The sequence below is a fragment of the Geothrix oryzisoli genome (genome assembly GCF_022808865.1).
GTDB classification, from domain to species: domain Bacteria; phylum Acidobacteriota; class Holophagae; order Holophagales; family Holophagaceae; genus Geothrix; species Geothrix oryzisoli.
In genome coordinates this window covers 660,184-673,833 of record NZ_JAKZLB010000002.1, presented here as the reverse complement: position 1 = coordinate 673,833, position 13,650 = coordinate 660,184, and the positions used below count along the sequence as shown (strand labels likewise).

Genomic DNA, 13,650 nt, shown 5'->3' with positions numbered 1-13,650 from the left:
AGACCATGACGCAGGGTAGCCCGACCCGGGGGCATATCCCAGACCGCCCTAGACCGGATGACGCGCTCAACCCTGGCTCCGTTCCGCCCTCCATAATGGTGAACCGGAGGTTCCATGCGCCGCCTTGCCCTCTCCGCCGCCCTGCTCCCCCTCCTCCTCCTCGGGGCCTGCACGGGCTACAGCGTGAACTACGACTACGACGTGACGGCCTCGTTCAGCCGCTACAAGACGTTCGACTACTACACCTCCAAGAAGGGCACCGGCGGCACCACGAGCCTCATGGACAAGCGGGTGCGCGCGGCCGTGGAGAAAGAGCTCCAGGCCAAGGGGTTCGCGATGGAGACCAAGGCGGACCCCGATTTCCTCGTGACCTACTACCCCATCGTCCATGAGCGCCGCTACCGCACCACCACCCACCTCGGCTGGGGCTGGGGCTACCGGCCCTTCTACGGCCGCATGGGCACCAGCATGAGCCAGGTCCACAGCTACAAAGAGGGCACCATCGTCATCGAGATCGTGGACTTCAAGACCAACCAGATGATCTGGCAGGGGGCCGCCGCCGGGGCCCTCACGGGCCTGAACACCCCCGAGGATGCGGACGAAGTGGTACCGAAAGCCGTTCACGACATTCTCGCCAAATTCCCACCGAAGTAGGGCCCTGGCAGTAACCTGGAGGTTCCTATTAAGGAGCCAGTCATGGCCAAAGTCACTCTCAAGGGCAATCCATTCAACACCGCCGGCGACCTGCCGAAGGTGGGCTCGGCGGCGCCGGCCTTCACCCTGGTGCGCACCGACCTCTCCGAAGTTTCCGCCAAGGACCTCGCCGGGCAGCGCGTGGTGCTGAACATCTTCCCCAGCCTGGACACGCCCACCTGCGCGGCCAGTGTGCGCAAGTTCAACGCCCGGGCCAACGAGAAGCCCAACACGACGATCCTCTGCGTGAGCGCCGACCTGCCTTTCGCCCAGAAGCGCTTCTGCGGCGCCGAGGGCCTGGACAACGTGGTGCCCGCCTCGGTCTTCCGCGCGCCGGACTTCGGCAAGGCCTACGGCGTGACCCTGACGGACGGCCCCATGAAGGGCCTGCTCGCCCGCGCCGTGGTGGTGGTGGACGGAGCCGGCAAGGTGGTCCACACCGAGCTGGTCCCCGAGATCGCGCAGGAGCCCGACTACAACGCCGCGCTGGCGGTGTTGTAGAACGGCTGTCAGCTCTCAGCTGTCAGTTTTGATGAAGAGCGGCCCTTCGGGGCCGCTCTTCTATTCCACGCGGAAGGCGGCGGCGGAGGCCTTGAGGGACTGGGCGACGCTCACCAGGTCACGGGTGGTGATGGCCAGCTCCGGGGCGGTGTTCGCCAGCTGGGCGGCGGTCAGCTGCACTTCGCCGGTGGCCGCCTGACTCGCCTGCATGCGCCGGCTCACGTCGCTGCTGACGGCGGACTGCGCCTCGGCGGCCTTGTGGATCTCGCCGCCCACGGACTCGATGGCCCCGAGCGCCTCGTTCACGTGCGCCATGGCCTGGATGATGGCCGCGGCCTGGGCTGCGCCTTCCCGCAGGGGGGCGAGGAGCGCGGCGTCGCTCCCCTTCGCCACGTCCTCCAGCAGGTGATGGAGCAGCTGGGCCCGGCGGCCCGTGTCGCGCACCATGGTGGCGGCCTCCCGGCCCCCGTCGATCATGGCGTCCACGCTGGCACGGACCTGGACGACCGTGGCCTGGAGCTGGGTCACGGCGGCGGCCACGTCCTCCGAGGCCTCCCGCTGCACCCGGCTGCTCTTCGCGAGCTGCTGGGTGGCGCCCGAGATCTGCTCGACGCTGGTGGACCACCGCCCCGCCCCGCTGGCGACCCGCGCGGCCTGGCTCTGGAGGGTCCGCACCAGCTCGTTGAGGTGGGCGCTCATGGCGTTGAAGGTCTCGGTCATGCGGCCGGTCTCGTCGAAGCTGTGGACCGGAAGCTGGATGCTCAGATCCCCCTGCTGCATGCGGGCCATGCCGTCCGCCAGCGCGTGGATGGGCTCCGTGATCAGCACGGTGGCCCGCCAGGTCCAGAGCAGCACGACCAGGCCGAAGACGCTGAACCCTGCCGCCAGGAACCACCCCTTGGTGCGGGCGCCCCGTTCCAGGCTCTGGGCGTCGGCCAGCAAGTCCCGGCTCATGCGGTCCTGCACGCCCTTGAGCGCCTGGAGCTCCTCCGCGGCCACCCGCGCCCAGGCCTCGGGATCCTGGATCACCCGTCCCGCCTGGACCAGGTCGCGCATGCGCTGCAGCTCGGCGCTGAAGGGACCCGCCAGCGCCTTCCGGTAGTCCTCGCGCACGCCCTCGGGAGCCGAGGACAGGAAGGCCTCGCCCTGTGCCTTCTGGGCATCCAGCAGCGACAGGAACCGCTCCTGGGTGGCCACGTCCAGCGTGCCGTGGGAGAAGACATGGGCCAGCACCGCGGCCTCCAGGCCGGCGGACTCCTTGGCCCGGATCAGGGTCGCGAACGCCTGGGAGCGCCCCTCCAGCGGCGTCCCGGCGGCCGGCTGCATGAGCTGGTTCTGCACCCGGAGCAGGGCGTCCACCTCCCGCGCGTAGTCGTCGATCAGCTCCAGGCTGGTGCCATGCCGGTCCACCCGGCGGCGGAGCTCCCGGAGGTGGCTCCCATCCCGGAGCTGGGCCGGGAAGGTGCCCTTGAACTCGGGCCCCGTCTCGGCCAGGACGGCGTTCAGGGCCGCCTGTTCGCGATCCACGGCCTCCCGGCCCTTCGCCATCGGCGCCTGGAGGGTGCCTTCGCTGCCGAGGAAGAGGGCCGTCCCCGCCGATTCGGCCTGGAGGGCGTGGACCACGTTCCCCACCGAGACCGAGAGGCTGGAGGCGGCGCGCAGGCGCTGCATGCGCTCCAGCAGGCGCGTCTGCTCGGCCACCACCAGGCCGGAGAGCAAGCCGCCGCCGACCACGGGCAGCAGCACCAGGCCCAGGAGCTTGATGCGGATTCGGACGTGGAGGAGGTCGAAGAACATGGGTCACCCGGGATGGATTCAACAGATGCCATCAGTGTGGAATGTCCAGCCTCCACTCAATAGACTCACGGGTCACATTTGATCGATGTCACGCGCTTCGGTCAGCCGATGCGGTCCATCCGCCGGAGGCCCGGCACCTTCCAGGCGGTGGTCGCGACGACCAGCAGGGTCATGCAGCCGCCGAAGATCACCGAGGGCACCAGCCCCAGGAGCCGCGCCGCCAGGCCGCTCTCGAAGGCGCCGATCTCGTTGCTGGAGCCGATGAACACCTGGTTCACCGATGACACGCGGCCCAGCATGTGCTCGGGCGTGAGGGTCTGGAGCAGGGTGGCGCGGAGGACCACGCTGACGTTGTCCACCGCGCCGCTGGCGGCCAGCAGCAGCAGGCTCAGCAGGAAGCTCCGGCTCAGGGCGAAGGCGATCATGGCCGCGCCGAAGGCCGCCACGCAGAGCAGGAGCGTGCGTCCCGCCCGCCGCAGGGGGGGCAGGTGGGCCAGGGTGATCCCCATGAGCACCGAGCCCAGGGCCGGGGCGGCCCGCAGCGCGCCGAGGCCCTGCGGGCCCACCTTCAGGATCTCCCGGGCGAACACGGGCAGCACGGCCACGGCCCCGCCGAAGAGCACGGCGAAGAGATCGAGGCTGATGGCCCCCAGCAGCAGGCGCTGCGAGAACACGAACCGCAGGCCCTCGCCCAGGCTCTGCACGATCGAGCCGCTGCGCGGCGCCACGGCCCGGGGCGCGTAGCGGATGAAGAACAGTCCCAGCAGCCCGCAGGCCATGAGCAGCATCACCAGGAAGTGGGCCGCCACCGGGCCGCGCCAGGCGTAGACCAGACCCCCAAGGGCCGGTCCCAGCACCATGCCCGAGTGGAAGACGGAGACCCGCCAGGTGGAGCCGTTGGCATAGAGCGATTTCGGGAGCAGGTCTGTGCCCAGCGCCACATTGGCCGGCCGGTAGAAGGCCCGCACGATCCCCGTGAGGAAGATGACTCCGTAGATCGGCCAGACCGCCTGGGCCAGCGGCCCCGCCTGGAAGCGCCAGCTGAAGGCGCAGAGCAGCCCGGAACACAGGGCCAGCCCCAGGGTCGCGGCCAGGCAGAGGCGCAGGCGGTTCGCCCGGTCCGCCGCGTGACCGCCGAACAGCGCCAGGGCCAGGAAGGGCAGCGCCTCGGACAGACCCACCAGCCCCAGGGCCAGGGGATCCCCCGTCCGGTCGTAGACCTGCCAGCCCACGACCACGCCCTGCATCTGCAGGCCCAGCGTGACGAGGCCCAGGGTCGCGATGAACCAGCGGTAGTTCCCGTCCCTCAGGGCCGCGTACGGATCATGCCGCGCCGCGGCGTCATCCACAGCGGGTCACTCGTATCTCAGGGCGTCGATCACATCCAGCTTCGCCGCCTTCACCGCCGGCAGGAAGCCCGCGGCCACCCCCACCAGCCCGGAGAAGCCCAGACCCAGGGCCACGGCCCAGGACTCGGTCACGGCGGGCACCTGGAACTTCTGGAGGATGTACACCGCCGAGTAGGCGAAGCCGACGCCGATGATGCCGCCCAGCAGGGACAGCACGATCGCCTCGACGAGGAACTGCCAGAGGATGCTGTTCTGGGTGGCGCCCAGGGCGCGGCGGATGCCGATCTCCCGGGTGCGTTCCGTGACGCTCACCAGCATGATGTTGGAGATGCCGATGCCGCCCACCACCAGGGAGATGCTGGCGGCCACGGCGAGCAGGGCCGTGAGGATGCCCGCCTGCTGCGTCTGCATCTGCACGATGTCGTCCTGCTTGCGGATCTGGAAGGGATTGTCGTCCTTGGGCGCCACCTTCATGCGCTGGCGCAGCAGGGCCGTGACCTCGGTCTCGGCCAGCTCGGCCTTGCCCTCCTGGGCGCTGACCATGATCCGCTGGATCTTGTCCCGGCCCATGATCTTGCGCATCACCGTGGTGTAGGGCGCCACGATGAGGTCGTCCTGGTCACCCCACATGCCGGCGCCCTTCTTCTCCAGCACGCCCACCACCAGGAAGGGCAGCGGACCCACGCGGACCGTGAGGCCCACGGGATCCTCCCCGTTGGGGAAGAGGTTGTCCTTCACGGTCTGGCCGATGACGCAGACCTTCGCCATGCCGCGGACCTCGGTATCGGTGAAGAAGCGGCCGTTCTCGACCTCCCAGCCGCGGATCTGGAGGAACTCGGGGCCGGTGCCCTGGACCTGGGTCACGTAGTTGCTGTTCTGGTAGATGATGGGCCGCGTGGTCTGGACCTGGGCCGTGGCGGCCACGACGCTGCTCTGGGCGAGTTCCTGCTGGATCAGGGGCGGGTCGCTTTCCAGCAGGATGTCCGCGCTGCCCATGGCGGAAGGACCGAAGCGGTTCCCCGCGCTGCCCGGGAAGATGGTCAGCATGTTGGAGCCCATGTTCTGGATGAGCGCGATGGAGGCGCGCTTCGAGCCCTCGCCGATGCCGATCATGGCGATCACCGCGCCCACGCCGACGATGATGCCGAGCATGGTGAGGAAGGCCCGCATCTTGTTCCGGGTGATGGCGAATAACGCGAGCTTGAGGAATTCCAGGAATCGCATGGACCCCCCGGCTAGCGCCGTCCCCCGGTTGCGCCCAGGGGGGCCGCGCCATTGGCCTGCTTGGTGTTCTCCACACCGGTCAGGACCTGCAGGCCCTCCACGAGCCCCTCACCGGAGATCTCCGTGAACTGGCCATCGGTGATGCCGGCCTTGACCACCAGGGCCTTGGGCTTGCCGTTCTCCAGCACCCAGATGCGGTCTTCCCGGCGCGCCACCACCCCGCCCTTGCTGCCGGTGGTGCTCTGGGCGCCGGGCCGGGGGCCACCCATCATCATGGGCTGGCCCAGGCGCGGGCCATCGGCCTTCTTGTCTTCCTTGATGAAGGCGGCGGGATTGAAGCGCAGGGCGGAGTTGGGCACCCGGAGCACATCCTTGCGCTGGTTGGTGATGATGGTGACATTGGCGGTCATGCCCGAGCGCAGGGCCAGGGTGCCCGTGAACTTGGGGCCGCCCAGCTGACTGGCGCCCCCGGGAATCCGGGCCAGCGCCTTCGGATCGCCCGCCGGGGCATGCAGGACGGCGGGACCGCCCTTGGCCAGACTGGGCGCCCCCTTGGGCTGGCCGGCCTGGCGCTCCTTGAACCGCTTGAGGAACTGCTCCTTGGTGACGCCCTGGGCCGCCATGCGGTCCTTCATCCGCTCCCAGGCCTTCTCGGGGTCTGGCGCGGCCGCATCGGCACCAATCGCCCGCGGCATCCCGCCGCCGTCGGCCGAGCCGGCCAGCGGCTCATTGGGCACGATCATCTCCACCACGTAGTTCACCACGTTCTGGGTCGTGATCGGCTCCTGGCGGACCAGGCTCACGGTAGCGGCGAACTGCTTGTCCGGCAGGCTGTCCACGGTGAACATGGCCCGCTGGCCCACCTGCACCTCGTCGATGTCCGATTCGCCGATGGAGACCTGGACCTTCATCGCGGAGAGATCCTGGGCGATCTGGAAGAGGTTCGGCGTGCTGAAGCTGGCGGCCACGGTCTGGCCCACGTCCGCCAGGCGGGAGATCACCACGCCGTCCACCGGGGCCGTGATGTCGCAGTAGCCGCGGTTCGCCTTGGCCCGGTCCACTGTGGCCTTGGCGGACTCCAGGTTGCCCTTGGCATTCTTGAGGGCCGTCTCCTTGGTGTCGAGGTCCTGGGCCGCCAGGAGCTTGTCCTCGGCCAGGCGCTTGCTGCGGTCGTAGTCGGCCTTGGCGAAATCGTAGGCGGCCTGGGCGCGGAGGAGGCTCGCCTGCGCATCCTGGAGCTGGGTATCCGACACCGTCGGGTCGATCTGCGCGATGAGCTGGCCCTTCTTCACGATGCTGTTGTAGTCCACGTAGAGGGCCGAGATCACCCCGGACACCTGGGTGCCCACGGCCACCTGCACCACCGGGCTCACCGACCCCGTGGCATTGATGCGCTGAGTGATGTTGCCCTTGTCCAGCTTGGCCAGGCGCCACTTCACCTCATCCTTGGGCCGGGTGAGCACGTAGGCGGCTCCACCCGCCACCACCGCGACGCCGATTCCCAGGCCAATCCAGGTATTCCGCTTCATGACGCCGCACTCCGCTTCTCAAGGGGGCCGGGCAGGGCCCAGCCATGTACCTTCGCATAACGATGTATAGACCGCCAGAGGAGGTTCCCGGTTGAGACTGAAAAAAACGCCCTAGCGGATCAGGCCCAGGCCCTCGATCAGGGCCCGCTTGGCAAACCCATCCGCCAGGCCCGACTGGAGAAAGCCGCCTGCCAGGACGATGACCGCGCAGACCAGCACGGTGGCACCCGCCAGCGGGGCGTGGACCGCGGGACGATCCGAGGCCAGGCGCTCCGCTTCGGCACTGGGGGCCTGGAGGAACAGGGCCACCAGGAGGCGCAGGTAGTAGTAGGCGGACACCAGGCTCGCCAGGACTCCGAGGATGGCCATGCCCACGTGACCTGTGCCCACCAGCTCGCGGAAGATCATGTACTTGCCGTAGAAGCCGCCCAGGGGGGGGATGCCGGCCAGGCTCAGCATGAACACGGCCGCGGAGAAGCCCATGGCCGGACGCTTCCAGCCCAGACCCCGCAGGTCCTCGAAGGTCGTCTGGTCGCCCACCAGCCCGAAGGCCGTCAGCAGGCCGAAGGCGCCCATGTTCATGGCCAGGTAGATGACCAGGTAGAACAGCACGCCCGTGTAGGCCGCCGGGGTGCCGGCCACGAAGCCCAGCAGGAGGTAGCCGGCGTGGCTGATGCTGGAGTAGGCCAGCATGCGCTTCACATTGGACTGGACCAGGGCCGTGAGGTTGCCGAGCACCAGCGTGGCGATGGCCAGCACGGCCACCACCGACTGCATCTTCACACCCACCGCGCCCAGGGGGGCGAAGCTGCCGGCGAACACGCGCAGGAGCGCAATGAAGGCCACGCCCTTGGTGGCGACGGACATGAAGCCCGCGATGGGGTGCGGGGAGGCCTCGTAGGCGTCCGGCGTCCACTGGTGGAACGGCACCGCAGACACCTTGAAGAGGAAGCCCAGCAGCATCAGGGCGGCACCCACCAACACCAGGGGATCCAGGACCAGGCCGTGCCCCTTGAGGGAGGTGGCGGCCGCAGCCAGGTCGAAGGTCCCGCTCATGCCGTAGATCAGCACGCCCCCCATGAGGAAGCAGCTGGAGGCCACGGCGCCGGTGAGGAAGTATTTCATCCCGCCTTCGGCGCTCTCGGGCCGGGCCCGCACGGTGCCCACCAGGGCATAGAGGGGGAGGCTGAACAGCTCCAGGCCCAGGAAGAGGGTCACGAAGTGGGTGGTGGAGGCGAAGAGTTGCATGCCCACCACGGCAAAGAGAAGCAGGGCCAGGGTCTCACCCTTCACCCAACCCTCCTGGTGGAAGTGATCCCAGCTCTGCAGGATGGTGAGCGCCGTGGCCACCATCAGGAAGACGCCCGTGAACTGGGCTAGGCGGTCCATCCGCAGCTGGAAGAAGCTGGGCTGGGCGCCGGTCTTCCAGAGTTCCGTCAGGTACCAGAAGCTGCCGGCGACGGCCAGGAGGGCCGTGCCGTACATGGCGCCGCGGATCCACTTGGCGGTGGCCTGATCCTTGTCGAGGGACATCAGGACGATCAGGCAGGCGCCGAAGGACGGGAGGAGCAGCGGCAGCAGGGCCGCCCACTGGCTGGGGGTGAGGCTCATCAATGCACCTCGTGCGCGGCGGGAGCTTCGGGGAGATGCGCTCCGGATTCGGCGGGGGCCGCGGGAGCCTCATGGACAGCCGGCTTCAGGACGAAGGTCCTGGGCGCCGGGGCCTTGATCTCCTGGAGCAGGGCGGCCACGGGGGTCTCGCTGGCGGCCACGAAGGTCTTCGGGTGGACGCCCATCCAGACGATGAGCACCACCAGGGGCAGCATCACCGCGATCTCGCGGGCATTCAGGTCGCTGTGCAGGTGGTGGGTGCCGCTGTCCTCGTCCTTGTTCTCGGGGCCCCAGAAGACGCGCATGAACATCCACAGCATGTAGACCGCGCCCAGCAGCACGCCGGAGGTGGCCAGGACGGCATAGAGGCGGCCCCACGAGAAGCCGGAGAGGAAGGTGCCGTTGAGGATCCAGAACTCGCCCACGAACCCGTTGGTGAGCGGCAGGCCGATGGAGCTCAGGGTCACGATCATGAAGAAGGTGGTGAAGATGGGCATCTTCACGGCCACGCCGCCGAAATCGGCGATCATGCGCGTGTGGGCCCGGTCGTAGAGCATGCCCACCAGGAGGAAGAGCGCGCCTGTGCTGATGCCGTGGTTGAGCATCTGGAGCATGGCGCCCTGGGTGCCGATGACGGTCATGGAGGCGAGCCCCAGCATCACGAAGCCCATGTGGCTCACGGAGGAATAGGCCACCAGCTTCTTGATGTCGCGCTGGACCATGGCCACCAGGGCCCCGTAGACGATGGCGATGACGCTCAGCAGGGCGATGGGCTTGGCGTAGTGCATCGCCGCCTGGGGGAACATGGGGATGGCGAAGCGGATGAAGCCGTATCCGCCCAGCTTCAGCAGCACGCCGGCCAGGATGACGGAACCGGCCGTGGGCGCCTGTACGTGCGCGTCCGGCAGCCAGGTGTGCAGGGGGAACAGGGGCACCTTGATGGCGAAGGCCACGGCGAAGGCGATGAACAGCCAGCCCTGCACGCCGAAGGGAAGCGCGGAGGCCGCCTGGGCCATCAGGGCCGGGTTGAAGCCGCCGGCCTTGTTCGCCAGGTAGAGCAGGGCCACCAGCCAGAGCAGCGACCCGCTCAGGGTGTAGAGGAAGAACTTGTTGGCCGCGTAGCGGCGCTCATCGCCGCCCCAGACCCCGATCATGAAGTACATCGGGATCAGCATGGCCTCCCAGAAGAGGTAGAACACGAACAGGTCCTGGGCCACCAGGGCGCCCAGCATGCCGGTCTCGAGCAGGAGGAACAGGGCCGCGAAGGTGCCCATGCGGTCCTTGAGGCTGTTCCAGGTGCCCAGCATGGTCAGCGGCACCAGGAAGGTGGTGAGGAGCACCAGCCAGAGGTTCAGGCCATCCACCGCCAGGGCGTAGTCCACGGGCAGGCCCACCAGGGTGAACCAGGGGGCGCGTTCCGCCAGGACCGTCCCGCCGGCGGCCGGGCTGTGGCCCAGCAGCCAGGCGAGGCTCAAAACGAAGATGGCCAGGGCGCCCAGGAAGCCCAGCAGCCGGGCCAGCTTGCCGAGCTTGTGCGGCAGGGCCATCAGCGCGAAGCCCAGGACGGTCGGCGCGAACACCAGGAAGGTGAGGGGATGGAGGTTCAGCCAGGTCATCGCCCCACCTACTTCAGGAAGACATAGAGGAGGATCGCGGCCCCCAGCGCCATGCTGAGCGCGTAGTTGCGCACCCGGCCGGTCTGGAAGAGCGCCGTGAAGTCCCCGAACACCCGGGTCAGCGCGCCCGGCAGGTTCACGCCCACGCCGTCGATGAGGATGACGTCGAAGAGCTTCCACATGAGGTTGCCGAACCACCGGATGGGCCGGAGCAGGTAGAGCTCCACGCCCTCGTCCACGTAGTACTTGTTCAGCAGCAGGTTGTGGAGGAAGGGGAACTTCTCCGCGAAGGCCAACTCCCAGGCGGGGCCGTTCTTGTACTTGGACCAGCCCAGGAAGCCGAAGACCAGGCCCAGGGTCGTGGAGATCACCGCCAGCAGGACCGCCGGACCCTCGTGGTGGCCGTGGGCGGCATGGGTCTGCCCGTAGGTCAGGGCCGGCTTCAGCCACTCGCCGATGCTGAAGTGCCCGCCGAAGGCCTCGGGCACGCCCCAGAAGCCCCACAGCAGGGAGCCCAGGGCGAGCACCATGAGCGGCAGGGTCATGGAGAGCGGGCTCTCGTGGGCGTGCTCGTAGGCGTGGTGGTCGCGGGGCTCGCCCCAGAAGGCCAGGGCCATGAGGCGCCACATGTAGAAGCTCGTGCAGCAGGCCGCGACCACGCCCACCACCCACAGGGCCGGGGACTTCAGGTAGGCCAGGTAGAGGATCTCGTCCTTGCTGAAGAAGCCCGAGGTGCCGGGGAAGCCCATGATGGCGATGGTGCCGGCCACCATGGTGATGAAGGTGATCTTCGTCTTGTTCTTCAGACCGCCCATCTTGAAGAGGTCCTGCTCGTGGTGCATGGCCGTGATCGCGCTGCCGGCGCCGAGGAAGAGGAGGGCCTTGAACCAGGCGTGGGTGAAGACGTGGAAGAAGCCCGCCGCGAAGCCGGCCGCGCCCAGGCCCAGGAACATGTAGCCCAGCTGGGAGACGGTGGAGTAGGCCAGCACCTTCTTGATGTCGCGCTGGAAGAGGCCGATCGTGGCGGCGAACAGGGCCGTGGCGGCACCCACCCAGGCCACCACGGTCATGGTGGTGGGCGTCAGGGTGTAGACCGGGGCCAGGCGGCAGATCATGTAGATGCCGCTGGTCACCATGGTGGCCGCGTGGATCAGGGCGCTGACGGGGGTCGGGCCCGCCATGGCGTCTGGCAGCCAGAGGTAGAGGGGCAGCTGGGCGCTCTTGCCCGTGGCGCCCACGAAGAGCATCAAGGTCGCGAAGGTGAGGATGCCGAAGCTCGCCTCGGGGGCCAGATGGCCCGCCTGGATGAGGATGTCGGAAATGGTCAGGGTGCCGAAGGAGGCGAAGAGCACCAGCATGCCGATGGACACGCCCAGATCGCCCACGCGATTGAAGAGGAAGGCCTTGAGGCCCGCCTGCGGCGCGAAGTCCGTCTCGAAGTAGTAGCCGATGAGCAGGTAGGAGCAGAGGCCCACGCCCTCCCAGCCCACGAACATCAGGGGCAGGCTCGAGCCCAGCACCAGTGTCAGCATGAAGAACACGAAGAGGTTCAGGTAGCTGAAGAACCGGGCGTAGCCCTCCTCCGCGTGCATGTAGCCCACGGAGTAGAGGTGGATCAGGAAGCCGATGCCGGTGACGACCAGCATCATGGTGCCGCTGAGGGGGTCGATCACCAGGCCGAAGGGGACGGCCATGGAGCCGGTCAGCATCCATTCGCCGTAGGTCAGAACCAGCCGATGATCCGGCAGGGCCTTCATGGCGAGGAAGGCGGAGGCGGCCAGCAGCAGGGAACCGAAGACGACGCCCAGGCCCACGACCGTGACGGCGCTCTTGCCCAGACGCTTGCCCAGCAGGCCGTTGAAGGCCGCGCCCAGCAGGGGGAGGATCGGAATGAGCCAGTAGTACTTGTTCATCGCACCCTCACTGCTTCAGGCTGGCGGCCCGGTCCGAGTCGGTGGTGTCCCGGTGACGGTAGAGGCCGATGATCAGCGCCAGACCGATCGCCGCTTCGCAGGCGGCCACGGCGATGATGAAGAGGTAGAACACCATGGCCTGGGCATCGCCGCCGCGGAAGCGCGCGAAGGCCAGCAGGGCCACGTTGGCGGCGTTGAGCATCAGCTCCACGCCCATGAACTGCAGGAGCAGGGTGCGGCGCAGCAGCACCGCGGCCAGCCCCAGGAAGAAGAGCAGGATGGCGACGACCAGGTATCCCTGGAGGCCGCCGTGGAGGATCGCATCCATGCCGGTCATCGTGGGCTCCTCACAGGTTCCGTTTGGTCAGCGCCACGGCGCCGATCATCGCGGCCAGCAGCACCAGGCCCGCCACCTCGAAGCCCAGCAGATGGTCCGCGAAGAGGGTGGTGCCCACCTTCTGCAGGGTCATGGCCTGGGGCATCTCGGCCCCCTTCACCGCCAGGGCGTTCAGGCCGGCGGAGGCCAGCACCAGCTTCACCGCGGCGAAGGCCAGGACCGCGATCAGGGCCAGGGACAGCCAGCGCTGGACGGGGCGGGCGGCACCGGCCTCCTCCTCGTGGCTGTTCAGCATCATGATCACGAAGAGCACCAGCACCATGATCGCGCCGGTGTAGACGATGATCTGGAGGGCCGCGGCGACCGGATTGGCCAGCAGCACGAAGAGGCCCGCCACGCCGAAGAAGGCGGCCACCATGCAGAGGCCCGCCACGACGACGTTCTTCTGCAGCAGCATCCCCAGGGCGCCCAGGAGGGTGATGAGGGCAAAGGTGATGAACATGGCCGCTCCCTTACAACGCGATCGTGCGGCGCGGCACGGAGGGGGTGGGATCCTGGGCGATGCGCTCCTTGCCGTCGGTCGCGGTGTAGGTGTTCATCAGATCCCACTTGCCATACAGGAGGGACAGCCGGTCGTAGGCGGCCACCTCGTAGTCCTTGCGGAGCCAGATGGCGTCCTTGGGGCAGGCCTCCTCGCACATGCCGCAGTAGATGCAGCGCAGCATGTCGATGCTGAACTTGGCGGGCCGCTTCTCCTCGAAACCCTGGGTGATGTTCAGGTCGCTGAACTCCTCGGCCTCGATGCTGATGCAGCGGGCCGGGCAGGCTTCCTGACACATGAAGCAGGCGACGCACTTGATGGCACCATCCTCGAACCGCTTCAGCTCATGGAGGCCACGGTAGCCTTCGGGCATCTCCTTCTTCATGTCCGGGTACTGGATCGTGTAGCGCTTCGCGGTGGGCGTGAAGAGCTGCTTGAGGAAGTGCTGGAACGTGATGCCCATGCCCTTCATCACCGGCCAGACATAGGTGCGGTCCAGCCAGCTCAGCTCGACCTTTTTGACGACGACACCCATCGCC

The 13,650-nt window shown here is 68.1% G+C and carries 12 protein-coding genes; 2 read left to right on the top strand and 10 right to left on the bottom strand.

All coding sequences use genetic code 11. The features are described 5' to 3' along the window. The first annotated feature begins 114 nt into the window (after nt 1–114). Nucleotides 115–654: a DUF4136 domain-containing protein gene (locus tag MLE43_RS07760; RefSeq protein WP_243303028.1), complete on the top strand. Its 540-nt coding sequence runs from the start codon at nt 115–117 to the stop codon at nt 652–654. Nucleotides 655–696: 42 nt separating this feature from the next. Beyond that, nucleotides 697–1,194, top strand: a complete 498-nt coding sequence (gene tpx / locus MLE43_RS07755; protein ID WP_243303026.1) for a thiol peroxidase — start codon at nt 697–699, stop codon at nt 1,192–1,194. Between the two features lie 60 nt (nt 1,195–1,254). On the opposite strand, the gene MLE43_RS07750 is transcribed toward tpx, so the two are convergent. The 10 genes from MLE43_RS07750 to MLE43_RS07705 all read right to left on the bottom strand — a co-directional run bounded on the left by MLE43_RS07750 (nt 1,255) and on the right by MLE43_RS07705 (nt 13,646). After that, nucleotides 1,255–2,991, bottom strand: a complete 1,737-nt coding sequence (locus MLE43_RS07750; protein WP_243303024.1) for a methyl-accepting chemotaxis protein — start codon at nt 2,989–2,991, stop codon at nt 1,255–1,257. 101 nt (nt 2,992–3,092) lie between these two features. Then, nucleotides 3,093–4,340, bottom strand: coding sequence for an MFS transporter (locus tag MLE43_RS07745; protein WP_243303022.1), 1,248 nt, complete (start codon nt 4,338–4,340; stop codon nt 3,093–3,095). 6 nt (nt 4,341–4,346) lie between these two features. Continuing rightward, nucleotides 4,347–5,564 carry an ABC transporter permease gene (locus tag MLE43_RS07740; protein ID WP_243303021.1) on the bottom strand — a complete coding sequence of 406 codons (1,218 nt, stop codon included), beginning with the start codon at nt 5,562–5,564 and terminating at the stop codon, nt 4,347–4,349. Between the two features lie 11 nt (nt 5,565–5,575). Beyond that, a complete protein-coding gene (locus MLE43_RS07735) occupies nt 5,576–7,093 on the bottom strand; it encodes an efflux RND transporter periplasmic adaptor subunit (RefSeq protein ID WP_243303020.1) in 1,518 nt (505 codons plus the stop codon). Nucleotides 7,094–7,204: 111 nt separating this feature from the next. Then, nucleotides 7,205–8,704: an NADH-quinone oxidoreductase subunit N gene (locus MLE43_RS07730; protein ID WP_243303019.1), complete on the bottom strand. Its 1,500-nt coding sequence runs from the start codon at nt 8,702–8,704 to the stop codon at nt 7,205–7,207. Next, nucleotides 8,704–10,320 (bottom strand): complex I subunit 4 family protein, encoded by a 1,617-nt coding sequence (locus tag MLE43_RS07725; RefSeq protein WP_243303018.1) that lies wholly within the window; start codon nt 10,318–10,320, stop codon nt 8,704–8,706. Before MLE43_RS07725 ends, MLE43_RS07730 begins: the two co-directional genes overlap by 1 nt. Nucleotides 10,321–10,328: 8 nt before the next feature. Then, nucleotides 10,329–12,233: an NADH-quinone oxidoreductase subunit L gene (gene nuoL, locus MLE43_RS07720; protein WP_243303017.1), complete on the bottom strand. Its 1,905-nt coding sequence runs from the start codon at nt 12,231–12,233 to the stop codon at nt 10,329–10,331. 7 nt (nt 12,234–12,240) lie between these two features. Then, complete coding sequence (gene nuoK / locus MLE43_RS07715; RefSeq protein WP_420843178.1) at nt 12,241–12,561, bottom strand: NADH-quinone oxidoreductase subunit NuoK; 321 nt, start codon at nt 12,559–12,561, stop codon at nt 12,241–12,243. A gap of 19 nt (nt 12,562–12,580) precedes the next feature. Continuing rightward, the gene (locus tag MLE43_RS07710) at nt 12,581–13,072 is read right to left on the bottom strand and encodes an NADH-quinone oxidoreductase subunit J family protein (protein WP_243303014.1); all 492 of its coding nucleotides are present in this window, start codon (nt 13,070–13,072) and stop codon (nt 12,581–12,583) included. Nucleotides 13,073–13,082: 10 nt separating this feature from the next. Continuing rightward, entirely contained in the window at nt 13,083–13,646 is a 564-nt protein-coding gene (locus MLE43_RS07705) for a NuoI/complex I 23 kDa subunit family protein (RefSeq protein ID WP_243303013.1), read from the bottom strand. Nucleotides 13,647–13,650 lie beyond the last annotated feature (4 nt).

Bases quoted from the DNA above. Each gene is read 5' to 3' on its own strand.
- MLE43_RS07740 (WP_243303021.1), bottom strand. From the start codon at position 5,564: ATGCGATTCCTGGAATTCCTCAAGCTCGCGTTATTCGCCATCACCCGG.
- MLE43_RS07710 (WP_243303014.1), bottom strand. From the start codon at position 13,072: ATGTTCATCACCTTTGCCCTCATCACCCTCCTGGGCGCCCTGGGGATG.
- MLE43_RS07750 (WP_243303024.1), bottom strand. From the start codon at position 2,991: ATGTTCTTCGACCTCCTCCACGTCCGAATCCGCATCAAGCTCCTGGGC.
- tpx (WP_243303026.1), top strand. From the start codon at position 697: ATGGCCAAAGTCACTCTCAAGGGCAATCCATTCAACACCGCCGGCGAC.
- MLE43_RS07735 (WP_243303020.1), bottom strand. From the start codon at position 7,093: ATGAAGCGGAATACCTGGATTGGCCTGGGAATCGGCGTCGCGGTGGTG.
- nuoL (WP_243303017.1), bottom strand. From the start codon at position 12,233: ATGAACAAGTACTACTGGCTCATTCCGATCCTCCCCCTGCTGGGCGCG.
- MLE43_RS07705 (WP_243303013.1), bottom strand. From the start codon at position 13,646: ATGGGTGTCGTCGTCAAAAAGGTCGAGCTGAGCTGGCTGGACCGCACC.
- MLE43_RS07730 (WP_243303019.1), bottom strand. From the start codon at position 8,704: ATGAGCCTCACCCCCAGCCAGTGGGCGGCCCTGCTGCCGCTGCTCCTC.
- MLE43_RS07725 (WP_243303018.1), bottom strand. From the start codon at position 10,320: ATGACCTGGCTGAACCTCCATCCCCTCACCTTCCTGGTGTTCGCGCCG.
- MLE43_RS07760 (WP_243303028.1), top strand. From the start codon at position 115: ATGCGCCGCCTTGCCCTCTCCGCCGCCCTGCTCCCCCTCCTCCTCCTC.
- nuoK (WP_420843178.1), bottom strand. From the start codon at position 12,561: ATGGATGCGATCCTCCACGGCGGCCTCCAGGGATACCTGGTCGTCGCC.